Consider the following 24450-nt stretch of genomic DNA (forward strand, 5'->3'; position numbering starts at 1 on the left):
CGTCGGTCGGCCTGCCCGGACCGGTCGGGGACGCGGTCGGGTCCGGCCCTGTTTCGTCACCGCCACCACCGATGTCGGTGGACTCCGGCCGGAAGACTGAGAGCACCGGACGGCCGCGGGCGGGAAAGCAGAACCGGCCGGCTTCGAACCGGCGTCCTCACGGTTTTGGAGACCGCGCGCGACAACCTCTGCGCTACGACTCTGCCCGCCGTCATCCTACGAACTGACCCTGCGTCTTGAGCGATGTGAGCGAGAAGCGCTCAGCACAGGGCCAGTCCGTCGAACTGCGGCGCCAGACCGCGCTTGGTCTTGAACTTCTGGCCGGGCTTGAGGGTGTTGCAGTCGGAATCGGGGGCGAAGGACCACACGACCTTGACCCGCTTCGTCGTGGAGCACTTGTTCGTCACGTAGGCCGTCTTCGAGATGGTTCCCGTGTCGACGTTGACCTTGACGCACGTGGGGGCGGCAGCACTCGTCTGGACGCCGCCGGCGGACGCGGCGTGGGCCGTACCGCTCATGGCCAGCAGGGCGGCACCGGTGACTCCGACCGCTATGAACCGCTTCGCACGCGAGGCATTTCGCACTCGACATCTCCTGTTCGTTACTGGTGGGACTGTTGTGCACAGTAGGGCAGCTACGAGGCGGTCCTCCATCGCTGTTGCAAGGCTCTGACATCCATGCAGCGAGTCCGTAATCCGACTGCCTAGCGGCGGACTTGGGACGTCCCTTCACTCGCGCCCGAGATGTCAATGACTGACGAGGACCGCATGACACTGACGATTCAGGCCGACGAATGGCAGTTCCAGTGCTGCGGGCAGAGCTTCGCGCCAGAGGGCGTCGTCTCATGGGGGCTGCTGCAGGTCGGTCCGGAGAATCACGCCGCCGTCGCCGGCCGCGACCAGGAGGACATACCCGCACCTGCCTCGGTGCAGGTGGTGTCGATCGCCGAGGTGCGCTGTCGTTACGCGGTACCCCCGGGCGCTACGGACAGAATTCACCACCCCGTGCCCGGCACGCCCGTGCTGGTTCCGGCCGCCGGGCAGTGCACTGCCTGATCGTTCAGGAGAACAAGAAGCCCACCAGTATCGTGCCGTAGTGCACGCATTGGTGCCGCCGCTTGCAGTAACGCTTCGCCCGCCACAACGAACGCCGCGTGAATTGCTTCTCGCACCAAACACACTTGCGAGTCTTCCCGTCCCCCATGGCCACGACCCTATCGGCCGACGTCGTTGCCCTGGACAGGAACCAGCCCGACCGTGTTCGCGAGGCTGCTACGGGCACGGACAGGCGTTGGCCGACGTGCTTGGGTCGCTCCACCATCTCCGCGTCCCCGGTCGCCTTCCAGCCGTCGATCTCTACGGAGACACGGTGATGAACGAGCCGGACGCCAGAGCAGCGCTCGTCGAAGTGCCCCGCCGTATCCCGGCCGCCCGCGATCCCCTTCCGTGGGGACCCCCTCGCAGGTCAAACGGGTGGAAGCCGCCCCGCTGGAACCATTGCCGTCGCCATCGTGCCCGCTGCGTGCCGCTCAGCTTGTGAGCGCGCCAAGACTGGTCAGGGCGTCAGCGCATCGGCACCTGAGTTCCTGGCCGTGGCTCGATCTCGGGGCGCTGCCCGTTCAATCGCGGTTTGGGGTCTGTTTCCTGGACCAGGCGGTGGCGTCGACTCCGTATCGAGTCAGGAGCCGTGCGAACTGGGTTCGCTCCTCCGGTGACCAGGCGGCAGTGATCTCCAGGAACGCTTCCCGCTGTTCGACGGCGAAGCGGTTGCGTTCGGCCTCGCCGTGCTCGGTGAGTTCGAGCACGGTGCGGCGCCCGTCGGACTGGGACGCCGCCCGCCGCAGCAGCCCGTCCGCTATGCAGGCGGCGACGGTCCGGCTGGCGACCGGCTGCGCGACGCCCATCTCGGCGGCAAGCCCGCCGACGGTCGTCTCGCCCGGCGCGTCGGCGATGACGTTGAGCACGAGGTTGCGGGAGAGGTCCTTGCTCGTTGCGGGTGCGCGTCGCCGCAGACGGGACAGCGCCGGACCGATCTGATCCAGCGTCCGGTCGTCGGAGGGCTGCTCGGAGGAGGAGGTGCTGCTCATGTGCCGAGTCTAGGCCCGGTCGGCACATTTGCATACCATTCGATAAGTCCATAGCATCAGGTATGTAAATCTTGAACGAGCCAGGAAAAGAGGCGGACCGCCATGGCGCTCACCGCGATCACCAACGCGCAGATCTTCGACGGGGAGAAGGCGGTCGGCGTGCGGACCGTGGTCATCGACGGCGGGAGGATCGCCCGCGTCGGTGGCGACGCTCCCGAGGGCAGCGAGATCATCGACGGCAGCGGTGCCACCCTGCTGCCGGGACTCATCGACGCCCACGTCCACTCCGCCCCGGGCTCCCTCGCGCTCGCCCTGCGGTTCGGGGTGACGACCGAACTGGAGATGCAGGGGATGAACACCCGGGAGAACCGAGGGGACATCACCGACGACGACACACAGGCTGACGTGCGCTCCTCCGGCTTCGCCATCACACCGCCCGGTGGTCACCCGAGCGAGCTGATGCCCGAAGGGTTTCGACCCAAGTGGGACCTTCCCCCGGTAATGCCCCTGATGCCGTTCTCCACCACACCCGAGGAGGCCGCCGCCTTCGTGCCGCAGCTCCTCGCCCGGGGGTCCGACTTCATCAAGTTCATGATCGACGACGGCAGCGTGGAGGGACACCCCGGGCTGCCCATGCTCGACCGGGCCACCGTGCACGCCGGTGTCGCCGAAGCCAAGAAGTACGGCGCCCTGACCGTGGCCCACGCGCTGACCGTGGAGGCCACCAGGACGGCCGCCGAAGCCGGCATCGACGGCGTGACCCACGTGTTCATGGACCAGCCGCACACCGCCGAGATCATCAGCCTGATCAAGGACGCGGGCATGTTCGTCATCCCCTGCGTCACTCTCAACGCCTCGATGATGGGGATCACCGGTAGCGAACTCGCCGACGACCCCCGGGTCGCCGCACGCCTCGACGCCGACTGGGACCGGACCCTGCGCTCCAGCTATGACCGCTACCCGCAGGGCAAGCTCCACGACGTTTACGACACCGTGCGCGCACTGGACGCTGCCGGTGTCGACGTGCTCGCCGGAACCGACGTCTCCATGCCCGAGACGTTCTTCGGGGGCCTGGCACACGGAGCGAGCCTGCACCACGAACTGCAGTACCTGGTGACAGCTGGCCTCACACCCGCCCGGGCGCTGCGCGCGGCCACGGCGACCACGGCCCGCCGCTTCCGCCTGAGCGACCGGGGCCGCATCGCCGAGGGCCTCCGCGCCGACCTCCTACTGGTCGACGGCGACCCGACCAGCAACATCAGCGACACCCTCAACACCCGTGCCGTCTGGCGCCGCGGAACTCGGGTGGCGGCATAACCACAGGCTCTGGGACGCGATCCTTTCGGCGACAACTCAGGCAACGGGATCAGTCTCGTCATCGCCGCTGAGCCAAATATCCGCAGCCGTCGCCACCTGATCACCCCGACCGGCAATCGGCCGGGCGTAGTGCAGTGAGTCCGGCAGCCGCCACGGCGGGGTCGAAGTATGCCTTGCGTCACCGGGTGTAGCGCAGAGGCCTTCCGCCGGGCGTGACGAAGGGAAGAGCATCCTCCCCTCCCCGCCGGGCAGCGTCTCCAGGTGCCGACCGATCCGCCCCGCGAGTGACGGCCCGATCCGCAGGACCCGCTTCTGAGGGGACTTGGGAGTTCCGAAGGCCAGGGTGCCGTGGCACGACGCCTGTGCAGCTACCCCGGGCAGCTACGGTTTGCGGACGACTGAGGTGCCAGGTGCTGGCTGGTGTCTGTCTCCGTACCCCCTGCGCGCCCCCTTCCGTGCCCGGCGGGGAACAGGCATGGCAGAGGCCCCCGACCATACGTACTGGTCAGGGGCCTCTTACCTGCGGTGGGTGTGGGATTTGAACCCACGGTGACATCGCTGCCACGACGGTTTTCAAGACCGTTCCCTTAGGCCGCTCGGGCAACCCACCCCGCGTCGTCGCCGGTCCCGGTGGTCAGGGGCCGGCTCGATGCGTGGAACAGCCTAGCCGGTCAGCTGTCGCCCTTGCGCTCGCCCAGGGTGACTTCGGCCGTGGACGTCTTGCCGTCGCGCTCGTAGGTGAGCGTGACCTTGTCGCCCGGCTTGTGCGTCCAGATCTCGCCGATCAGCGTCGGGCCGCTCTCGACCGTCGTGCCGTTGAACTTGGTGATCACGTCGCCGGCCTTCAGACCCGCCTGGGCCGCCGGTCCGTTCGGAGTGACGGCGGGGGTGCCGCCCGCGCCCTCGTCCGAGATGACGGCGCCGCCGGTCTTCTCCTCCATCGTCACCGTCGCGCCGATCACCGGGTAGACCGGCTGGCCCGTCTTGATCAGCTGTTCGGCGACGTTCTTGGCCTGGTTGACCGGGATGGCGAAGCCGAGGCCGATGGAGCCCGCCTGGGACTGGCCGACGCCGCCGCCGCTGGTGGACTGGATGGCCGAGTTGATGCCGATGACCGCGCCACCCGCGTCCAGGAGCGGCCCGCCCGAGTTGCCGGGGTTGATCGAGGCGTCCGTCTGAAGGGCGCTCATGTACGAGTTCTTGTTGCTGGAACCGTCACCGGAGGCGACCGGGCGGTTCTTCGCGCTGATGATGCCCGTGGTGACCGTGTTGGAGAGGCCGAAGGGCGCGCCGATCGCGATGGTGGAATCGCCCACCGCGACCTTGTCGGAGTCTCCCAGGGCGAGCGGGGTCAGTCCGTCCGGGGCGTTCTTCAGCTTGAGCACGGCCACGTCGTAGCCCTGGGCCCGGCCGACGACCTCGGCGTCGTACTTCTTGCCGTTGGAGAACGTGGCGGTCAGCTGGCCGCTGTCCGCCGCGGAGGCCACCACGTGGTTGTTCGTGAGGATGTGGCCCTCCTTGTCGTACACGAAGCCGGTACCCGTGCCGCCCTCGCCGTCGCCGGACTGCGCGTCGATGGTGACGACGCTGGGCAGCGCGCCCGCGGCGACGCCCGCGATCGTCCCCGGGTCGCGCTTGAAGTCCTTCGGGCTGTTGGAGGCGGCGACCGTGGTCGAGCCGGAGGAGGAGCCGGAGTCGTTGCTGTCCGCGGCCCAGTAGCCGAGGGCTCCGCCGACGCCGCCGGCGACCAGCGCGGCCACCGCCACGGCGGCGACCAGGCCGCTCGCACGGCGCTTACGCGGGCGCTCGGGCTCCGAGGGCTCCGGCGCTCCCCAGACCGGGGGGCTGCCGCCGTCGGCGTACGAGGGGATGGCGGGAGGGGGCGGCGGCCAGGCGGCCGAGCCGGCCGGAGGCTGCTGCGGTGACGGCGGCGCGTACGGGTACTGCTCGTGCCCGGCTGCGGGCGGCTCGGCGCCTGCCTGGTGCGTCGCGGCCGGAACAGGGCCCGTCGGCGCGTCCGAAGGAGCGGCAGGCGGGGCCTCCGGGGCGGGGGGAGTGCCCTGCGGGGTGCCCTCAGGAGCGGCAGCCGGCACGGGAGGTGCGGACGGAACAGACGGTACGGACGGAACCCCGTTGCCCTCGTTGCCCTCGTTCTCGGTGCTCACAGCTCTTTACTCCTCGGTTCCACTCGGCATTCGGCAAGAGATCCGCTGTGCACGTGTCTGCAGTCAGCTTTTCCCACAGCACGTCAGGCCACTGTAAGCAGGACCTGTGCATCCGCACACCAATCTTTACATCAGGCAAAACGGTCCTACGCAACAAGGTGTCAGCACCTGACGCGTCTCGGTGACACCATGACGCGGTGACCCACGCACGCCTACCCTCACGACAGCCTCCCATCCAGGTCATCGCTCACCGCGGGGCCTCGGACGACGCCCCTGAGCACACCCTGGCCGCGTACCGGAAGGCCGTCGAGGACGGGGCGGACGCGCTGGAGTGCGATGTCCGTCTCACCGCGGACGGACAGCTCGTCTGTGTGCACGACCGCAGGGTGAACCGCACGTCGAACGGCAGGGGTGCCGTCTCCGCCCTGGAACTGGCCGATCTCGCCGCTCTCGACTTCGGCTCCTGGAAGGACCACGAGGAGTCCCCGGACTGGGACCCGGTGCCGGGCGAGCTCACCTCCGTGCTCACCCTGGAACGGCTCCTCGAGCTGGCCCACGACGTCCGGGCGGGCGGCCGTCCGCTCCAGCTGGCCATCGAGACCAAGCACCCCACGCGCTGGGCAGGACAGGTCGAGGAGCGGCTGCTCCATCTGCTCAAGCGGTTCGGCCTGGACGCCCCGCCGGCCGACGGGCCGTCCCCGGTACGCGTCATGAGCTTCTCCGCACGGTCCCTGTACCGCGTCCGGGCCGCGGCCCCCACCCTGCCCACCGTCTTCCTGATGCAGTTCGTCTCACCGAGGCTGCGTGACGGGCGGCTCCCCGCAGGAGCCCGGATCGCCGGCCCGGGGATGCGGATCGTACGCAATCACCCCGGGTACATCGAACGGCTGCACAGGGCGGGACACCGGGTGCACGTGTGGACCGTGAACGAGCCGGAGGACGTCGAGCTCTGCGTGCGCCTGGGGGTGGAGGCAATCATCACGAACCGCCCGAAGCAGGTTCTTTCGCAACTTGGCCGCTCTTAACATCAGTTACCCGGGGTGCACCGGCGCATTCGCTCCGCAATCGATCGTTACGAGTGCATCACTGACAGGGCTTTGGCCGGTTTCCGGCGCAGCCCAGGGGGGCATCCAATCCGTGGCGTGGGGCAAAGGAGGTCTCGGGGGTGGCGTTTGTGGTGGCACAGGAAGTGCCCGCGTCGTCGAGCATGGCCGTACCCCATGGCCCTGCGGGCGTGGGGCGGGCGAGGCACTGTATGCGCGAGCAGCTGCGCAGCAACGGGGTCTCGGACACCGTGGTCGACGACGCTGTACTGATCCTTTCCGAACTCCTCAGCAACGCCTGCCGGCACGGCAGGCCGCTGGGGCGACACTCAGAGGTGGGAGACGGCGACATCCGCGCCGCGTGGCGCGTGGAGAGGACGGGTGACCTGACCGTCGAGGTCACGGACGGCGGCGGGCCGACCAGGCCGGTCCCGGCCACACCGTCGGTCACCGCGCGCGGTGGGCGCGGGCTCAACATCATCAGCGCCCTCGCCCAGGAGTGGGGCGTACGGGACGACACGGCCGGCGAGGTCACCGTCTGGGCACTCGTCTCCGCGGGCCCCGGCACGGGCGGCTTCACGACGGCGTCCCCGGGCCCCGGGAAGTCCGCACGCCGCGGGCGGTCCGGTCTCGACGGACTGGGCGGACTGGGCTCGATGAGTGGATTCGGCTCGCTGGACGGGCTGGAACTCGCCGACGTCCTCGAAGCCTTCGACGACGCGGGCTGAGAGCGGATCGGCGCGCGGCCCGGTGGAGCAGTCCGCGAGGGGCCACGTCGGATGTGCCACGGCGGGTGCGCCCGGCGGGTGTGACCCGGTCCTCACCGGGACGGCTAGGCTCGCGCCCGAGACCGCACTGTCGCAATCGGGAGATCGCCCACCATGGCCAAGAAGCGCCCTCAGTCCAAGGCCGGGAAGCCGCAGCTCAAGGACGGTGAAATCCCGGTCGTAGGGGCTCGTGAGCCCTGCCCGTGCGGTTCGGGCCGCCGTTACAAGGCGTGTCACGGACGCGCCGCCGCCCACGCCGTGACCGAGCTGGTCCAGCGCCCCTTCGAGGGAATCTCCGGGGAGTGCGACTGGATCGCCCTGCGCGAGCTGGTCCCGGCCGCCACCGTCGAGCTGACGCTGAAGGGCGGGCTCCCCGAGGGCGTACCGTCCGTGTCGCTCGCGACCGTGCTGCCGATGGCCTGGCCGGCACTGCGCCGCGACGACGGCTCCGTCCTTCTCGCCCTGCAGAACGACACCTCGTCCGGTGACCTCAGCCGCGATCTCGCGGACACCCTGCAGCGCGCGCTGGAGGCCGAGCCCGGCTCCCCGGTCACCGCCCGCCGGGTTCCTGCCGACGGCCCGCGCCTGCAGGACGTCCTCGACCCCGACGCCGCGTTCGAGCCGGTCGTGCACTCCGGCTTCGAATTCTGGGTCCCGGACGCCGAGAACGCCACGGCGGAGGTGTCGGCTTCGCTGGAGCGTGCCAACGCGGCCGCCATCCCCACCACCCGGCTCTCCGGCGTGGACGCGGCCTACTGGTGCGAGACGCCGGACAAGAACCACCTGCGCTGGGTCATGCCGCACCCCGAGGAGCAGCTCCTCGACGCCCTCGCCCGGCTGCACGCGGCGGGCGCCTCCTCGCTCGGCGAGGAGACCCGTCTGGTGGGCTCCTTCCGTGCGCACGGGCTCATGGTCCCGGTCTGGGACCTGCCGAGCGCGATGGGGGCCGAGGACTGCGAGAAGCCCGCGGCCGAGTTCGCGGAGCGGCTCGCCGGAGCGCTCGCCTCGGACGCCCCGCTGACGGCCGATGAGCGCCGCGCACGCGGGGGGCTCACCAACCGCCAAGTGACGCTCAGCTGACAGTGACGAGAGCGGGGACGCGGCGGTGACTCCCGTCACAACTCCCCGTACCCGTCGGTAAATCGGTGTCCGAATAGGCGAGATCGAATTTGCTAACGGCAGATCTCTTGTTACGGTTCTGGAAGTCCGGTCGCTGGTGCATCCCCCGTCGCCAGCGGCCGGGCGTCCTCGTTTCCAGGCCCGTACGCCCGGGGCGCACGCCGGAGCACTCGGCTCACCGGCGGCCTGCGGCGACTGACCGGCCCCACCTGCCGCCCGCCTCGGCGGAGCACCTGGCCGACAGGCTCGTGCCCGTCAACTCCCCTGTACGGGGCGGGGCCCGGCGCAGCGCCGGAGCGGCGCGCACCCCAGGGCCCCCGGCACACCGGGCGTTCGCTTTCAGACAGAAAGCCACGATGCCGCGGGCACCGCGAAAGGGCCCGGCACGCGGGAAACATTCACACCGGCCTCACCGCGCGCACCGTTTCCGCAATCCGCGAAAAGGCCGCCAGAAAGCCTGCGGGCACCGGCTTTTGCGCGGATGCAATTGCATCTTCCTGGCGTGGGCCGGCCGTGGCGCACGGAAACCGGGCGGGCCCACACCCCTGAAGGGGTGAGCCGCCCGCTGTTCCCGCGTCGGTCGGTCTACCGCCGCCCGCTCAGTAGGCGAGCCGGCTCCCGCCGTCCGGAGCGCTGTTGCTCGCCTCGACGAGCGCGTCCAGGACGGACTCCACATCCGGGAGCCACGGCGCGGCGTTCCCCGCCTCCGGCGCGCGTTCCCAGCGCACCTGCCCCGTGCCCACCTCGGACGGGGGCAGGATGAGATAGCCGCCCTCCCCGTGGAACCGCAGAGAGCTGGGCACCCGGTCCTTGGCGTGCAGCAGCTCGCCGAGCCGTTCCAGGGTGTAGGGCTCGACCAGCAACGACCACCTGGTGGGTGTCGCCACCACAGGGCCGAGCCGCACCCCCATGCCGTCGAGCGCGGTCAGGGCCCGGGCGCCGGCGACTGCCGGCAGGCTCAGCGCGCAGGGCGCCTGGCCACCGGTGGCCAGGACGACGGGCGCGGTGGGCCGGTTGGTCCACCACCAGCGCACCATGCGCGCGTCGGTGGTCGCCGCGAGCAGGCCCGGATCGAAGGGATGTGCGCCCGGTACGGCGCACTCGGGATCAGGACAGGCACAGCCGCGGCCGCGTTCACCGCGTACGGCTCCCGTCGCAAGGCCTGCTCCGGGGAGCACGGGCCACTTCCGGACGGTGGCACAGGCCAGTGCCGCGTCGAGCTGGGCGGAACTTGCCTTGCGCCGGGGCCGGTGCCTGCGTCGCCTTCCGAGGATCTCGCGCATGAGCGCTCGTTCCTTTCCGTTGAACGCCGAGGTCCACATCGCACCACGTACTCGTTACACCACGTGGGCGTCTCTTCGCTGTGCGTGCTTGCTCATCGGGTCTGCGGTACGGACGTCAGTCGGTGCCGAGCGTGAGCCGAGCCGAGCAGAGTGGAACCGAACAGAATGGAGCTGAGCCGAGTCGAACCGAGTTGAACCGAGCCGAGTCCAGCCAAAACATCGCGCGGCCGGCGTGCGCATCGCGCGTGCCGTCCCTTGTGCAATCCCGCCACTCGGGGCGGTGGGCGGGCGGCCGTCACCTGTAAGGACGCCCGGGCTCGCTGTCGGGTTCCGGGGCGGTCACAACTGCCCTCGGCCATCCACGATTACGTACCCCGCATGACCGGGATGACGCTCCCTCCGGCATTTCACCCCGAGGGCTCTCCCTGTCGAGCACGCCCAGTCGATCGCAAAAAACCGCCCGGGGGTGCATTTTTCGGCCAAGTTGACTGCCTCATGGACACCATAAATACCGTAAGGACAATGCTGGACATCACCTCAGTTGTGCGTGTAGATGTGGGTGCGTGTACATGTGGTTGCACCGATAGCGGCGCAGAACGACATGGGGGTTTGCGATGCTATTCGACAAAACGCACCAGTCGGAAAGCCGATTGCCATGAGCGCCCCCCACCTTCCGAAAGTGGCTGGAATCGATCCCATGGTTCCCGTTTCAACGCACACTGCCGCACCCATGGAAGCCGTGCCCGCCGCGCCGGTCGCCTTCATCCAGGACCGGCTGGCCGGCTGGGTGTCCGACCTCACCACCCTGCACGAACTCACCGAGCGGCTGGCCGGGACCAGCACCCTGGACAGCGCTCTCGACGAGCTCCTGACCGCCGGGGCGGCACTCGTCGGCGCGGGCCGTGGGCTCCTCGTCCTCGAACCCGCCGACGGCCGCGGGCCGTCCCGCACGATCGGGCTCGGCCTCGCCCGAGCCGACCTCGGGCATATCGAGACTGTGCCGCGCGACGCCACCGCGTACGGCCGGTTCCTCGACGGCCTCCCTGATACCGACGGCCCCCTGGCCAGTCCCGACATCCTCGGCGACACCGGCCTCGATCCACGCTGCCGCGAGGTCGCCGCCCGGCTCGGCTACGCCGCCAGCTACGCGCAGCCCCTCGCCACCGAAACCGCCGGCCGGCTCGGCGCGGCCGTCTGGCTGTACGACGAACCGGCGGAACCCCTGGAACGCCAGTGCCATCTCGTAGGGTCGTACGCCCGCTACGCCTCGGAACACGTCGCCCGCCTCCTCGAACTCGAACGCGCCAGGGCGGACGCCGCGGTCGTCACCGAGGAGCTCCTCCCCAGCAGGCTGCCCCGGGTCCCCGGAGTACGGCTGGCCGCCCGCCGCCGTGCCGCTCCCGCGGGCGGCGGTGACTGGTACGACGCGCTGCCGCTCCCGGACAACGCCCTCGGCCTGGCCGTCGGCTCGGTCGGCGGCTCGGGGCCTGCCGCCCTGGCCGCGATGGGCCGGCTCCGCGCAGGGCTGCGGGCCTACGCCGTGATGGAGGGCGAGGACCCCGTCGCCGTACTCGCCGACCTCGAACTGCTGCTGCGGCTGACCGAACCGGCCTCCGCGGCGACCGCCCTCTACGCGTACTGCGAACCCGACCGGCGCACGATCGTGTTCGCCGGCGCGGGGCACACACCGCCGCTGGTGACCGGCGAGCGACGCACCGAATTCGTGGAGACGAGCCTCTCCGCACCGCTGGGCATGCTGTCCTGCTGGGAGGCGCCGAGCGTGGAATTCACGCCCCGGGCCGGCGAGACGGTGCTGTTCTACACCGACGCGCTGCTGCGCCGTACCGGTGAGACCAGGGACCGGGCGTTCGCACGGCTGCACTCGGCGGCGGCCGGGGTGCCGAAGGTCCTGCGCCAGGATCCCGGGGCCGTGGCGGACCACGTCCTGCGGACCCTCCTGCCCGACGGCGCGAACGCGAACGACGGCGCCGAGGACGTCGCCCTGCTGGCCGCGCGCTTCGACTGAGACCCCGGCCGCCGGACCCACGAGGACCGGCGGTCGCGGCTCCGGACGTGTAAGAGGTCTTCCGGCACTGGGCCCCCTTCCGTACGCCCGTACGATGGAGAAGGCCCAGTGTCGTACAAGGAGGACAAAACGTGTCTGAGGAGCTCGCCCCGGAGACCCCGGAAACAGCGGAAGCAGAGCCGATCAAGCAGCGGAAGAACGGCCTGTACCCGGGCATTTCCGATGAGCTCGCCGAGAACATGAAGTCCGGCTGGGCCGACACGGAGCTGCACGGCCTGGAGCGGATCGCCCAGGCCTCCTACACCGCCGCCCGCCGCGCCGCGCTCTCCGCGCGCTTCCCCGGCGAGCGGCTCGTCATCCCCGCGGGCAACCTGAAGACCCGCTCCAACGACACCGAGTACGCCTTCCGCGCCTCCACCGAGTACGCGTACCTCACCGGTGACCTGACCCAGGACGGCGTCCTGGTCCTCGAACCCTCCGAGGGCGGGCACGCGGCGACGGTCTACCTCCTGCCCCGCTCCGACCGTGAGAACGGCGAGTTCTGGCTCGACGGCCAGGGTGAGCTGTGGGTCGGCCGCCGCAACTCCCTCACCGAGGCCGAGCAGCTGCTCGGCATCCCGGCGAAGGACGTCCGCGAGCTCCCGGCCGCGCTGGCCGAGGCCACCGGCCCGGTGCGCAACGTCCGCGGGCACGACGCGGGTATCGACGCCGCCCTCACCGACAAGGTCACCGCTGAGCGCGACGAGGAGCTGCGCGTCTTCCTCTCCGAGGCCCGTCTGGTCAAGGACGCCTTCGAGATCGCCGAGCTGCAGAAGGCCTGCGACGCGACGGCGCGCGGCTTCGAGGACGTCGTCAAGGTCCTCGACAGGGCCGAGGCGACGAGCGAGCGCTACATCGAGGGCACCTTCTTCCTGCGCGCCCGCGTCGACGGCAACGACATCGGCTACGGATCGATCTGCGCGGCCGGCCCCCACGCCACCACGCTGCACTGGGTCCGCAACGACGGCGCGGTCCGCTCCGGCGAGCTCCTGCTGCTCGACGCGGGCGTGGAGACCGACGAGCTCTACACCGCCGACGTGACCCGCACACTGCCGATCAACGGCACGTTCTCGCCGCTGCAGCGGAAGATATACGACGCGGTGTACGAGGCCCAGGAGGCCGGCATCGCGGCCGTGAAGCCCGGCGCCGCCTTCCGCGACTTCCACGACGCCGCGCAGCGGGTCCTGGCACAGAAGCTGGTCGAGTGGGGCCTGCTGGGCGACCTGTCCGTGGACAAGGTCCTGGAGCTGGGCCTCCAGCGCCGCTGGACGCTGCACGGCACCGGCCACATGCTCGGCATGGACGTCCACGACTGCGCCGTCGCGCGCACGGAGTCGTACGTCGACGGCATCTTGGAGCCCGGGGTCTGCCTCACGGTCGAGCCTGGACTCTACTTCCAGGCCGACGACCTGACCGTGCCCGAGGAGTACCGGGGGATCGGCGTCCGGATCGAGGACGACATCCTCGTGACCGAGGACGGCAACCGCAACCTGTCCGCGGCGCTTCCCCGTCGGGCCGACGAGGTCGAGGCGTGGATGGCCCGGCTCAAGGGCTGACACGGCCGGCGCGGAAGGCCGCGTCCCGCGCCACGGAGGGCGCGCTGCTCAGGACACCATGAGCAGCGCGCCCTCCCGCCATTTCAGGACCTTGTCGAAGCTCACCACCGCGCCGTGACCCGGCCGGTTGCCGAAGTGGACGTGATCGGCGAGCTCCTCGATCAGGCAGAGCCCGCGCCCGCTCTCGGCCATGGCAGGAGGGTGCACCGCCGTACGCGAGTGCGCGGGGTCGCCCGCAGGTCGCGAGGCGGAGGGTTCCGCGGCGGTACGAAGCGGGCGCCGGGAGGGGAAGCCTGGCCCCGAGTCGGCGACTTCGATACGGCACTTCTCGCCGTCCAGATACGCGGTGACCCGGTACTGCCCGCAGGCGCGCCCGGGCTGCCCACCACCGACGGGGGCCGGGCCGGCGTCTCCGGCCTCACCCGCGTCCCGCAGGCCGCCGCCGTGCTCGACGGCGTTCGCACAGGCTTCGCTGAGCGCGACGGAGAGGTCGTAGGAGATGTCGGGATCCACCCCTGCGGTCTCCATGGTGCCGAGCAGAAAACGACGGGCGAGCGGAACGCTCGCAGCTTCGCGCCGCAAATGGAGTGACCACCACATGCTCATGCTCCAGCCTCCTGGCTGCGGCTCGACATACCGATACGTATTGCCGCGATCGGTGCTCCGTAAGCACGGACCGGCCACGACAGCCCTCATTCGGCGGATGCGGATATTCCGTCCACCGGTGTATGCCCGGTGCCGACCGGGGCCGCGGGGCGGCATCGATCCGCCCATGAACAGGTGCAACACACCCTGATCACTCCCTGATGGGGACGGATGCAAACCTTCCGGACCTGCCGTACGGAGACGGGGGGCTCAGTGGGATGATGACCCGGCCATGTCTATGCCTGTCGCACGCGCCGGAGCCGGTATGCGGCTTTTGAGGACCGCGGTGTTCACCGCGGTCTGCGTCGTGCTCGCCGCCGCCGGACACGGCTTCGCCGCAGGCGTGGGTGTGCCCGGCTGGAGTCTGCTGGCAGGGTTCGCCGGAGTCTTCGCCGTCGCGACGGCGCTCGCCGGACGTGAGCGGACCCTCCTCTCGATCACCGCCGCCCTCGCGGCCGGACAGCTCGCCCTGCACATCGTCTTCGGGCTCGGACGGCACGCGCCGGCCACCGCGGCGGGGTCCGGGGACGACTCGCTGATCCGCTTCGCCGCGGGGCTGGTGTGCGGTGCGGGACCGGCGCAGCTGAGCGCCGGGGAGGCCCACCGCATCGTGACCACCGCGGGCCTGGACCCCGCGACCGTGGCCCAGGGGCACACACACCTGGCGTCCGGAGCGGCAGCCGCCCCGGATGCCGCTCCGACGCTCCTGGACACCCTGATGTCCGGCCTGCCCAGCCTCCCCATGCTCCTGGGGCACCTCCTCGCCGCACTCGCCACGGGCTGGCTGCTGCGCCGCGGCGAGATCGCTCTCTTCCGGCTGGCCAGGCTCTCGGCGCACGGCGGCCGGCAGCTCGCGGCCGCGGCCCGGCTGCGCGCGCTGCGGGCGGCGATGGCGCTCGTACGCGCACTGCGTGCGGGGCTCCCGGGCCGGCCCACGACCGGGCCGCGCCCCCTCCGCAGCGCCGTCGACGCTCCCGCGCCGGCCACCGGAGACCCTCTGCAGCACATGGTGATCAGGCGCGGGCCGCCGCCCGCATACGTACGCGCAGCCTGACGCGACCCCTCGGCCGGGACTCCGGTGAAGAGGTGGTCGTGATGCCGTCGCGCCTCCGCGCGCCGGACCACCTTTTCCTCATGACCTGTGGAGTGATCCCTGCCATGAACGTTTCCCGCATCGCCCTCGCCGGCGGCGTCGCCGCGTCCACCGTCCTGCTGCTCGCCGGCACCGCCTCGGCTCACGTCAGCGTGCAGCCGCAGGGTGAGGCCGCCAAGGGCGGTTACGCCACCGTCAACTTCAAGGTGCCCAACGAGCGCGACAACGCCTCCACAGTCAAGCTCGAAATCAACTTCCCGACGGACCATCCGCTGGCGTCCGTCAGCCCGCAGCCGGTGGCCGGCTGGAAGATCGAGGTCACCAAGAGCAAGCTGGCCGAGCCGCTCGAGGTGCACGGCAAGAAGATCAACGAGGCGGTCTCCAAGGTCACCTGGACCGCGGACGACAGCGGTATCGAGCCCGGCTTCTTCCAGCAGTTCCCGCTCTCGGTCGGGCAGCTCCCCGAGGACGCCGACCAGCTCGTCTTCAAGGCCCTCCAGACGTACAGCAACAAGGAAGTCGTCCGCTGGATCGAGGAGCCCACCGAGGGCGGCGAAGAGCCCGAGAGCCCTGCTCCGGTGCTCGCGCTGACCGCCCCGGCGGCCGACGCCCACGGTGCCGCCGCCGCCGATGACAAGAGCGGCGGGACGGACGAGGCGAAGGAGACGACCGCGTCGTCGGAGGACGCGTCCTCGTCGGGCACCGACAGCACCGCCCGCGTCCTGGGCATCGTCGGCATCGTCGTCGGCGTCGCGGGGGTCGCCTTCGGCGTCCTCGCCGGCCGCCGCCGCAGCGCCTGATCCACCTGCCCCACCACACGTATTCACAGATCAGGAAACAGCTCTCCATGCACAGCAAGAAGACGGTGCTGGCCGCGGCGTTCGCCGCCGCGGCCGCACTGACCCTGTCGGCCTGCGGCAGCGAAGGGGACTCGGCGGACAACTCCGTCGCCGACGTCTCCTCCTCGGCCGCGTCCGGGCCCGCGACCGTGCTCGACCAGCCGTTCACCAAGCCCGACCTCGTACTCACCGACACGCACGGCAAGAAGTACGACCTGCGTGAGAAGACCAAGGGCAAGCCGACCCTCATCTACTTCGGCTACACCAACTGTCCCGACGTGTGCCCGCTGACCATGAGCAACATCGCCGTCGCCAAGCGGGCCCTGCCCGAGGCCGAACAGGACAAGCTCCAGGTCGTCTTCGTCACGACGGACCCCGAGCGGGACACCCCGGCGTCCCTGGGCAGCTGGCTCAAGGCCCAGGACCCCGACTTCACCGGTCTCACCGGCGACTTCGCGGCCATCCAGGCGGGAGCGCGGCAGATCGGCATCGGCATCGACCCGCCGAAGAAGGAGAAGGACGGCACGGTCGTCTCGATGCACGGCGCCCAGGTCATCGCGTTCTCCCCGAAGACCGACAAGGGGTACGTGCTCTACAGCGAGGACACCACGGCCGAGGACTACACCGAGGACCTCCCGGAACTGGTCAAGGGGGAGACCCCGTGAACCGCCGCACTGCCGTCGTCGGCGCACTGGCCCTCACCACCGGGCTCGCGCTGACGGCGTGTTCCTCCGACAGCGTGCCGCGGCTGGAGGTGACCGGGGCCTTCATGCCCCAGCCCGTCAGCGACATGGCGGCCGGCTTCCTCCTCGTGAAGAACAGCGGCGACGCCACCGACCGGCTCACCTCGGTGACGAGCTCCCTCTCGGACCACGTCTCCATCCACGAGACGAAGAACCGGACGATGCGGATGGTCACGTCCTTCGAGGTGCCCGCCGGCGGGGAGCTCGATCTCGAACGCGGCGGGAACCACCTCATGTTCACCGAGCTGAAGCAGCAGCCCAAGCGGGGAGAGACGGTCTCCGTGGAACTGCACTTCGAGAAGGCCGACCCCATCAAGGTCGACATCCCCGTGCGGGAGACCACCTACGACCCGAAGAAGCAGTGAGGTACTGACACCCCATGACGGCTACCGCCCCGCGCCTCGGTCCCTCCCCGATACGACGGCCGCTCGTCGCGGCCGCGCTCCTCGCCACGCTGATCAGTCTGCTGCTCGGACTGGTGCTGGCCGGCGCGAGCCCCGCGTCCGCGCACGCCGCTCTCACGGGAAGCGACCCGCAGGACGGGGCGGTGGTCGCCACCGCGCCCGATGAAGTGACGCTCACGTTCTCCGAGCAGATCGCCATGGACGACGACTCGATCCGGGTCCTCGACCCCAGCGGTGAGCGCGCCGACGAGGGCGCACCCCGCGATCTGACGAGCGGCGGCGCCGTGCGGTACGCCGTCCAGCTCCACAGCGGCCTGCCCGACGGCACGTACACCGTGGCCTGGCAGGCCGTCTCCGCGGACAGCCATCCGGTCTCGGGAGCCTTCACCTTCTCCGTCGGCGCCCCTTCGGAGACCACCGTGTCGCTGCCCTCGGGCGGAGCCGGCGGCGGGCTCGTGGGTGCGCTCTACGGCATCGCGCGCTACGCGGCGTACGCGGGATTCATCCTGCTCGCGGGCGGTTCGGCCTTCGTGCTCGCCTGCTGGCAGCGCGGGGCGGGCGCGCGTCCGCTGCAGCGGCTCGTCGTACGCGGCTGGGTCACGCTCACCGCATCCACCCTCGCCATGCTGCTCCTGCGCAATCCGTACACCGGATCGGGCAAGCTCGCGGACGCCTTCGACCTCGACGGCCTCCAGTCCGTCCTCGACACCAAGCCGGGGGCCGCGCTGGTCTCCCGGCTGCTGCTCCTGGGCGCCTCCGCACTCTTCATCGCCGTCCTCTTCGGGGCGTACGCCAAGCGCGAGGACGAGAAGGAGAGGCAGGACCTCACCTTCGGACTCGCGACGGGCGGCGCGGTCATCGCCATCGGGATCGCCGGTACGTGGGCCCTGGCCGAGCACGCGTCGACGGGGATCCAGCCCGGCATCGCCATGCCGGTCGACGTGCTGCACCTCCTCGCCGTCGCAGCCTGGCTGGGCGGACTCACCGCGCTGCTGGTCGCCCTGTACCGGACGCCGGACATCACGAGTGTCGCGGTAAGCCGGTTCTCGCGCGTGGCGTTCGGCAGTGTGATCGTCCTCGCCGCGACCGGCCTCTATCAGTCCTGGCGCCAGGTCGGATCGTGGTCGGCGCTGACCGGCACCCGCTACGGGCAGCTGTTGCTCATAAAGGTGGCACTCGTCGCCCTGCTCCTCGGGGTCGCGTGGATATCCCGGCGGTGGACGGGGCGGCTGAGCGAGCGCACCGGATCCGCGTCCGCCACCCCTGACACCGATGACGCCGATGACGCTGATGACACCCCTGGCACTCCTGACACCGATGCGGCCGCTGACACCGCTGGGACCGCTCCGCCGGAATCACCGGAACCTGGTCCCGCGTCCGACGGGGAGGCGGATCCGGAGCGCGCCGCCCAGCTCTCCCGGCAGCGGGCCGCCCTGACGGCGACGAAGGAGAAGCGCGCCCGCGACGCCGATCCGGACCGCTCCGGGCTGCGGCGCTCTGTGATGGTCGAGACGGGCATCGCCGTCGTGCTGCTCGTCGTCACGACGATCCTCACGTCCACCGAGCCCGGCCGCACCGAGGAGGAGGCCGCGCGCGGCACCACCACGACGGCTCCGGCGCCGGTCTCCGGCGGGCAGCTGAACCTGAGCATGCCCTTCGACACCGGTGGCGAGAACGGCAAGGGGACGGTGCGCCTGGACATCTCGCCCGGCGGGACCGGATCGAACAGCGTGCACCTCTGGGTCGACGCACCCGACGGCCGCCCGATGGACGTCCCCGAGGTGAAGCTCGCCTTCACCCTGGAGTCCAAGGACATCGGCCCGCTGCCGGTCGTCCCCGACCGCCTCACCGAGGGGCACTGGACCGCGAGCGGGGTGCAGATCCCGATGGCGGGCGACTGGGAGGTCGCCGTGACGGTGCGTACCTCGGACATCGACCAGACGACCATCGACAAGAACGTGAAGATCGGCTGAGCAGGGTGAGCAAGAAGAAGGACAACCCCACGGAGCGTTCCGGTGACGCGGGCGTCGTCTCCCGGCGTCGGCTGCTCGGCGGTGCGGGCGCGGCCGGCGCGGCGGGTCTCGTCCTGGGCGCGGCAGGCGGTGCGGGCGGCTATGCGGTGACGCGAGGGGACGGGCCGACGCCGCTGACCACGGTCGGCTCGACCGAGGCGATGTTTCACGGGAAACATCAAGCGGGGATCACCACTCCGCTTCAGGCCCGCGGACACCTGGTCGCCTTCGATCTGGCACCCGCCGCGGGGCGCAAGGAGGCGGCCGCCCTGATGCGCCGCTGGTCGGCCGTGGCGGAACGCCTGATGGCCGGTGAGCCGGCGGATCACGGCCGTGCCCACGACACCGGGGTGTCCCTGGATGCCGGTCCGTCCTCCCTGACCGTCACCTTCGGGTTCGGCCGGACCTTCTTCGACCGCACCGGTCTGACCGACCGCCGCCCCGCCGCCCTGGATCCGCTGCCCGCCTTCTCCTCCGACCGCCTCGACGCCAAGCGGTCGGAGGGCGACCTCTGGGTGCAGATCGGCGCCGACGACGGGCTCGTCGCCTTCCACGCGCTGCGCGCCCTCCAGAAGGAGGCCGGCTCGACGGCCCGGGTGCGCTGGCAGATGAACGGCTTCAACCGCACCCCGGGCGCCACGGACCGTCCGATGACCACGCGCAATCTGATGGGTCAGGTCGACGGCACCAACAACCCGAAACCGGCCGAGAGCGACTTCGAGAAGCGGATCTTCGTGCCCTCCGGCGGCTCGGCGGCGTACGCCTGGATGGCAGGCGGCTCGTACGCCGTCGTCCGCCGGATCAGGATGCTCCTGGACGACTGGGAGGAGCTCACGGTCAAGCGTCAGGAACGGGTCATCGGGCGGCGCAAGGCGGACGGCGCCCCGCTCAGCGGCGGCTCGGAGGACACCGAGATGGACCTGGACAAGGCGGGGGCGGACGGCAAGCTGCTGATCCCCGACAACGCGCACGCCCGGATCTCCTCCCCCGAGAAGAACGGGGGCGCCGCCATGCTGCGCCGCCCGTTCTCGTACCACGACGGCATCTCCGACGACGGCACCCCGGACGCCGGTCTGCTCTTCATCTGCTGGCAGGCCGATCCGTACAAGGGGTTCATCCCGGTCCAGCGCAAGCTCGACCGCGGGGACGCGCTCTCACCGTTCATCCGGCACGAGGCGAGCGGTCTCTTCGCCGTGCCGGGGGGCGCCGCGTCCGGGGAGTACGTGGGGCAGCGGCTGCTGGAGGCGTGAGGCCGCGCGCCTTTCGCCCGAGTCCCGAGGCGGGTTCCACGGCCCCGGGCGCCCGCAGGCGCGAGGCGCACGGCACCGTGCGGCGGCACATTAGGGTGACCGTATGTCAGCCACGCGCTACGCCTACCTCGGCCCCGAAGGCACCTTCACCGAGGTGGCCCTCCGTACGCTCCCCGAAGCCGCCACCCGCGAACTCGTCCCGATGGTCTCGGTGCCGGCGGCACTGGACGCGGTGCGGAAGGGGGAGGCAGCGGCGGCACTCGTCCCCATCGAGAACTCCGTGGAGGGCGGGATCACCACGACTCTCGACCAGCTGACCACGGGCGATCCGCTGATGATCTACCGCGAAGTGCTGCTCTCCATCACGTTCGCCCTGCTGGTGCGCCCCGGGACGAAGCTCTCGGACATCAAGACCGTCAGCGCCCACCCGGCCGCTCAGCCTCAGGTGCGGAACTGGATGGCGGCCCATCTTCCGAACGCGGTGTGGGAGTCGGCGGCCTCGAACGCCGACGGCGCGCGGCTGGTCCAGGAGGGGCGCTACGACGCCGCCTTCGCCGGTGAGTTCGCCGCGGCGACCTACGGTCTGGAAGCCCTGGTCACGGAGATCCACGACGCCGAGAACGCCCAGACCCGCTTCGTCCTGGTGGGGCGCCCCGCCCGGCCCTCCGCGCCCACGGGGGCCGACAAGACCTCCGTGGTCATCTGGCTCGGTGACGACCGGCCGGGCGCCCTCCTCGAACTGCTCCAGGAGTTCACCGTCCGGGGCGTCAACCTGATGCTGATCCAGTCCCGGCCCACCGGGGCGGGCATCGGGAACTACTGCTTCGCCGTGGACGCCGAGGGGCACATCGCGGACCGGCGCGTCGGCGAGGCCCTGATGGGACTGAAGCGGATCTGCCCGAAGGTGCGGTTCCTGGGTTCGTATCCGCGCGCGGGAGTGACGCCCGACGAGGTGAGCCCCTTGCGGATCGGGACGTCGGACACCGATTTCACCGAGGCCTCCGACTGGCTGGCCCGCAGCCAGGACGGCCGTGTCTGAAGCCTGTGGGAAGGGCCCGGCCCGAACCTCGCCGGTCCTACCTGCAGATTTTCGTTCCACGCACAAAGTTATCCACAGGCCACCTCTGCGACCTGGGGACAAGTCGACACCGCAACACGACATGGTCGACAAATCGCCCCAGCATTCCTGGATCCCCCATGGGGTCACAGCTCCCCCCGTGTCCCTCCAATTCCGTTGATCAACTCATTGGAACGAGGAATACCCACCCGAATGAGTGCGCGGGCGAGGTTTGAGTTGCGGTTTCCTGTCCCGTCATGCCGCTTTCGGAACGATCCCCTCCGGCATCCACAGATCTTCTTCACAGCCTGTGGATAACTAATGGGATCGACGGCACCCTGTGGACAACACGCCCGCCCGAAGCCGCCAACTCCCCGCCCACGCACCGGTGATGCGTCAAGCGACAGGCCGCCTTGTTCCCTTTTCGCGGCAGTGCGACCCTTTAATTGACGATCTTCACCCCACTGTCGGCTCGCGGCTCCCCCAAGATTATTGATTCCGGCAATTCGGGCAAAGCGCCACGCTCGTCGATATCGGTTCGAGCGGTGGATCCCCGCACCGGTAGCCTTGAGGGGTGATTGACCTTCGCCTGCTCCGTGAGGACCCCGACCGTGTTCGCGCCTCCCAGCGCGCCCGTGGAGAGGACGTCGCACTCGTCGACGCCCTGCTCTCCGCCGACGAGCTGCGCAGGTCGTCCGGCATCCGCTTCGACGAACTCCGCTCCGAGCAGAAGTCGCTCGGGAAGCTGATCCCCAAGGCCACCCCCGAGGAGCGTGCCGAGCTCCTCAAGAAGGCCGATCAGCTGAAGTCCGAGGTGAAGGCGGCCGACGCCGCACAGGACGAGGCGGACGCCGAGGCCAAGCGGCTGCTCCTGCTGCTCGGCAACATCGTCCACGAGGACGTGCCGGTCGGCGGCGAGGAGGACTTCGTCGTCCTGGAGACGCACGGCACGATCCGCGACTTCGGCGCGGAGGGCTTCGAGCCCAAGGACCACCTGGAGCTCGGCGAGGCGCTGGGCGCCATCGACATGGAGCGCGGCGCCAAGGTGTCCGGCTCACGCTTCTACTACCTGACCGGCGTCGGCGCGTTGCTCGAGCTGGCCCTGGTCAACGCGGCGATCGCCCAGGCCACCGAGGCCGGCTTCGTCCCCATGCTGACCCCCGCGCTGGTCCGCCCGCGCGCCATGGAGGGCACGGGCTTCCTCGGCCAGGCCGCGGAGAACGTGTACCACCTGGAGAAGGACGACTTCTACCTGGTCGGCACGTCGGAGGTCCCCCTCGCGGCCTACCACATGGACGAGATCCTCGACGCCGACAAGCTGCCGCTGCGGTACGCGGGCTTCTCGCCCTGCTTCCGCCGCGAGGCGGGCACGTACGGCAAGGACACCCGGGGCATCTTCCGCGTCCACCAGTTCGACAAGGTCGAGATGTTCTCGTACGTCGACCCGGCGGACGCCGAGGCCGAGCACCGCAGGCTCCTGGACTGGGAGAAGCAGTGGCTCACCGGTCTCGAGCTGCCGTTCCAGGTGATCGACGTCGCGACCGGCGACCTGGGGTCCTCGGCCTCGCGGAAGTTCGACTGCGAGGCCTGGATCCCGACCCAGGGCAAGTACCGCGAGCTGACCTCCGCGTCGAACTGCGACGGCTTCCAGGCACGCCGGCTCTCCGTCCGTATGCGCGACGGGAAGAAGGTCCAGCCGCTGGCCACGCTGAACGGCACGCTCTGCGCCGTACCGCGCACGATCGTGGCGCTCCTGGAGAACCACCAGCTGCCCGACGGTTCGGTGCGGGTACCGGAGGTCCTCCGTCCGTACCTGGGCGGGCGCGAGCTTCTGGAGCCGGTCTCCAAGTGACCTTCGCGTACAAGCTCGTAGCGACCGATCTCGACGGCACCCTGCTGCGCGACGACCACACCGTCTCCGACCGCACCCGGGAGGCGCTGGCCGCGGTGACCGCGGCCGGCGCCGCGCACATCGTCGTCACCGGACGCGCGGTGCCGTGGACCCGGCACATCCTGGACGACCTGGGCTACGAGGGCCTGGCGGTGTGCGGTCAGGGGGCACAGGTCTACCACGCGGGTGAGCGCAAGCTGCTGACCTCCCTCACCCTGGACCGGCAGCTCGCGGGCCTCGCGCTGTCCAAGATCGAGGCGGAGGTCGGCCCGCTCGCGCTGGCTGCGAGCCGTGACGGCCTGGAGGGCGAGGTGCTGGTCGGGCCCGGTTATCAGGTGCAGGAGGGTCCGCTGCCCGCCGTCTTCATGGCCGACCCCGCCGAGATGTGGACCGCTCCGCTGAACAAGGTCTACATACAGCACCCCGAGCTCGACGACGACGCACTGGCAGAAGTCGCCCGGCAGGCCGTCGGCAGCCTGGTGAACGTCGTCATGGCGGGCCCGGGGGTCGTGGAGATCCTGCCCCTGGGGCTGAGCAAGGCGACCGGCCTCTCGCTCGCCGCCCGCCGGCTGGGACTCAAGGCGGCGGACACCGTGGCGTTCGGTGACATGCCGAACGACATCCCGATGTTCGGCTGGGCGCAGCACGGTGTGGCCATGGCCAACGCGCACGACGAACTGAAGGCCGTGGCACACGAGATCACCGCGTCGAACGAGGACGACGGGATCGCGGTGGTGCTGGAGGAGCTGCTCCGGACGACCACACGCGCGTAGGCGGGGCTCTTCTTCAGGCTCCGGTCTTCGGACTTCGGTCTTCCAGCTCCGGCGGAGGATGCGCGGATCGAACGCGCGCGGGGGTCGCGCCCCGACGACGGCTTAGCAAGCCGCTGCCTTACCACTCGGCCAATCCTCCGGGGGGTGGCCACGCGCGCGACGCGCGGCGGAGGCCACCCGGGGGTCCTGCCGCGGGCGACCGCGGGCAGCTGATGAGGCTACCGCGGTGCCGGCTGCGGACCGCCCTGTCGGGAACACGACGGACTCGGACTCCTGGTCATCGCCGCGCTCCTCTCCCGGTCCTCGTGAACGGCGCCTTCCCGCGCCGTCCCCCTCACTGTG

At 70.5% G+C, this 24450-nt stretch carries 21 protein-coding genes, 3 tRNA genes and 1 pseudogene; 16 read left to right on the forward strand and 9 right to left on the reverse strand.

Annotation, left to right across the window (positions count from 1 at the left end; translation table 11 throughout):
• Positions 1-128: 128 nt before the first annotated feature.
• Together ACZ32T_RS14340 and ACZ32T_RS14345 are read right to left on the reverse strand one after the other, a co-directional pair.
• Positions 129-203, reverse strand: a tRNA-Trp gene (locus ACZ32T_RS14340).
• Positions 204-260: 57 nt separating this feature from the next.
• Complete coding sequence (locus ACZ32T_RS14345) at positions 261-584, reverse strand: hypothetical protein (RefSeq protein WP_467271542.1); 324 nt, start codon at positions 582-584, stop codon at positions 261-263.
• Between the two features lie 165 nt (positions 585-749).
• Here ACZ32T_RS14345 and ACZ32T_RS14350 point away from each other — a divergent pair, with 165 nt between their 5' ends.
• Positions 750-1055, forward strand: a complete 306-nt coding sequence (locus ACZ32T_RS14350) for a DUF6578 domain-containing protein (protein WP_467367090.1) — start codon at positions 750-752, stop codon at positions 1053-1055.
• Between the two features lie 563 nt (positions 1056-1618).
• Here ACZ32T_RS14350 and ACZ32T_RS14355 read toward each other — a convergent pair.
• A complete protein-coding gene (locus ACZ32T_RS14355; RefSeq protein ID WP_467271544.1) occupies positions 1619-2086 on the reverse strand; it encodes a MarR family winged helix-turn-helix transcriptional regulator in 468 nt (155 codons plus the stop codon).
• Between the two features lie 102 nt (positions 2087-2188).
• On the opposite strand from ACZ32T_RS14355, the gene ACZ32T_RS14360 reads away from it, so the two are divergent.
• On the forward strand, positions 2189-3403 hold the full coding sequence (locus tag ACZ32T_RS14360) for an amidohydrolase family protein (RefSeq protein WP_467271546.1): 1215 nt from the start codon (positions 2189-2191) through the stop codon (positions 3401-3403).
• A 36-nt stretch (positions 3404-3439) separates the two neighbouring features.
• On the opposite strand, the pseudogene ACZ32T_RS14365 reads toward ACZ32T_RS14360, so the two are convergent.
• The 3 genes and pseudogenes from ACZ32T_RS14365 to ACZ32T_RS14375 form a co-directional block, all read right to left on the reverse strand.
• Positions 3440-3763 (reverse strand): annotated as a pseudogene (locus tag ACZ32T_RS14365) (tyrosine-type recombinase/integrase); the annotation flags it as partial.
• Positions 3764-3926: 163 nt separating this feature from the next.
• A tRNA-Ser gene (locus ACZ32T_RS14370) sits at positions 3927-4013 on the reverse strand.
• Between the two features lie 61 nt (positions 4014-4074).
• Entirely contained in the window at positions 4075-5568 is a 1494-nt protein-coding gene (locus ACZ32T_RS14375) for a S1C family serine protease (RefSeq protein ID WP_467367092.1), read from the reverse strand.
• A 197-nt stretch (positions 5569-5765) separates the two neighbouring features.
• Here ACZ32T_RS14375 and ACZ32T_RS14380 point away from each other — a divergent pair, with 197 nt between their 5' ends.
• From ACZ32T_RS14380 to ACZ32T_RS14390, 3 genes are all read left to right on the forward strand, one after another.
• On the forward strand, positions 5766-6593 hold the full coding sequence (locus tag ACZ32T_RS14380; RefSeq protein ID WP_104787511.1) for a glycerophosphodiester phosphodiesterase: 828 nt from the start codon (positions 5766-5768) through the stop codon (positions 6591-6593).
• A 140-nt stretch (positions 6594-6733) separates the two neighbouring features.
• Positions 6734-7339 (forward strand): ATP-binding protein, encoded by a 606-nt coding sequence (locus tag ACZ32T_RS14385; RefSeq protein ID WP_467367094.1) that lies wholly within the window; start codon positions 6734-6736, stop codon positions 7337-7339.
• A 153-nt stretch (positions 7340-7492) separates the two neighbouring features.
• Positions 7493-8458 (forward strand): DUF5926 family protein, encoded by a 966-nt coding sequence (locus tag ACZ32T_RS14390; RefSeq protein ID WP_467271567.1) that lies wholly within the window; start codon positions 7493-7495, stop codon positions 8456-8458.
• Positions 8459-9096: 638 nt separating this feature from the next.
• Here the strand turns inward: ACZ32T_RS14390 and ACZ32T_RS14395 are convergent.
• The gene (locus ACZ32T_RS14395; protein ID WP_467271569.1) at positions 9097-9780 is read right to left on the reverse strand and encodes a bifunctional DNA primase/polymerase; all 684 of its coding nucleotides are present in this window, start codon (positions 9778-9780) and stop codon (positions 9097-9099) included.
• A gap of 601 nt (positions 9781-10381) precedes the next feature.
• Between ACZ32T_RS14395 and ACZ32T_RS14400 the strand changes: the two genes are divergently transcribed.
• Together ACZ32T_RS14400 and ACZ32T_RS14405 are read left to right on the forward strand one after the other, a co-directional pair.
• Entirely contained in the window at positions 10382-11806 is a 1425-nt protein-coding gene (locus ACZ32T_RS14400; RefSeq protein WP_467367096.1) for a SpoIIE family protein phosphatase, read from the forward strand.
• A gap of 131 nt (positions 11807-11937) precedes the next feature.
• Complete coding sequence (locus tag ACZ32T_RS14405; RefSeq protein ID WP_467367098.1) at positions 11938-13401, forward strand: aminopeptidase P family protein; 1464 nt, start codon at positions 11938-11940, stop codon at positions 13399-13401.
• A gap of 48 nt (positions 13402-13449) precedes the next feature.
• On the opposite strand, the gene ACZ32T_RS14410 is transcribed toward ACZ32T_RS14405, so the two are convergent.
• Entirely contained in the window at positions 13450-14007 is a 558-nt protein-coding gene (locus ACZ32T_RS14410) for an ATP-binding protein (protein ID WP_467367100.1), read from the reverse strand.
• 271 nt (positions 14008-14278) lie between these two features.
• On the opposite strand from ACZ32T_RS14410, the gene ACZ32T_RS14415 reads away from it, so the two are divergent.
• The 9 genes from ACZ32T_RS14415 to ACZ32T_RS14455 all read left to right on the forward strand — a co-directional run bounded on the left by ACZ32T_RS14415 (position 14279) and on the right by ACZ32T_RS14455 (position 24108).
• Positions 14279-15100: a hypothetical protein gene (locus tag ACZ32T_RS14415; RefSeq protein WP_467271573.1), complete on the forward strand. Its 822-nt coding sequence runs from the start codon at positions 14279-14281 to the stop codon at positions 15098-15100.
• A gap of 104 nt (positions 15101-15204) precedes the next feature.
• Positions 15205-15939, forward strand: coding sequence for a YcnI family copper-binding membrane protein (locus tag ACZ32T_RS14420; RefSeq protein WP_467367102.1), 735 nt, complete (start codon positions 15205-15207; stop codon positions 15937-15939).
• 47 nt (positions 15940-15986) lie between these two features.
• Positions 15987-16643, forward strand: coding sequence for an SCO family protein (locus tag ACZ32T_RS14425; protein ID WP_467271576.1), 657 nt, complete (start codon positions 15987-15989; stop codon positions 16641-16643).
• Positions 16640-17086: a copper chaperone PCu(A)C gene (locus ACZ32T_RS14430; protein ID WP_467271578.1), complete on the forward strand. Its 447-nt coding sequence runs from the start codon at positions 16640-16642 to the stop codon at positions 17084-17086. The genes ACZ32T_RS14425 and ACZ32T_RS14430 overlap by 4 nt, the downstream gene beginning before the upstream one ends.
• A gap of 14 nt (positions 17087-17100) precedes the next feature.
• Complete coding sequence (locus ACZ32T_RS14435; protein WP_467271580.1) at positions 17101-19098, forward strand: copper resistance CopC/CopD family protein; 1998 nt, start codon at positions 17101-17103, stop codon at positions 19096-19098.
• A gap of 5 nt (positions 19099-19103) precedes the next feature.
• Positions 19104-20387 carry an iron uptake transporter deferrochelatase/peroxidase subunit gene (efeB, locus tag ACZ32T_RS14440; RefSeq protein ID WP_467367105.1) on the forward strand — a complete coding sequence of 428 codons (1284 nt, stop codon included), beginning with the start codon at positions 19104-19106 and terminating at the stop codon, positions 20385-20387.
• A gap of 103 nt (positions 20388-20490) precedes the next feature.
• Positions 20491-21426 carry a prephenate dehydratase gene (pheA, locus tag ACZ32T_RS14445; protein WP_467271584.1) on the forward strand — a complete coding sequence of 312 codons (936 nt, stop codon included), beginning with the start codon at positions 20491-20493 and terminating at the stop codon, positions 21424-21426.
• Between the two features lie 592 nt (positions 21427-22018).
• Positions 22019-23296, forward strand: a complete 1278-nt coding sequence (gene serS, locus ACZ32T_RS14450) for a serine--tRNA ligase (RefSeq protein WP_467271586.1) — start codon at positions 22019-22021, stop codon at positions 23294-23296.
• Complete coding sequence (locus tag ACZ32T_RS14455) at positions 23293-24108, forward strand: HAD family hydrolase (protein ID WP_467271588.1); 816 nt, start codon at positions 23293-23295, stop codon at positions 24106-24108. The genes serS and ACZ32T_RS14455 overlap by 4 nt, the downstream gene beginning before the upstream one ends.
• A gap of 52 nt (positions 24109-24160) precedes the next feature.
• Here the strand turns inward: ACZ32T_RS14455 and ACZ32T_RS14460 are convergent.
• Positions 24161-24247, reverse strand: a tRNA-Ser gene (locus ACZ32T_RS14460).
• Positions 24248-24450: the final 203 nt, after the last annotated feature.

This window comes from Streptomyces sp. NPDC023573, from assembly GCF_055559735.1.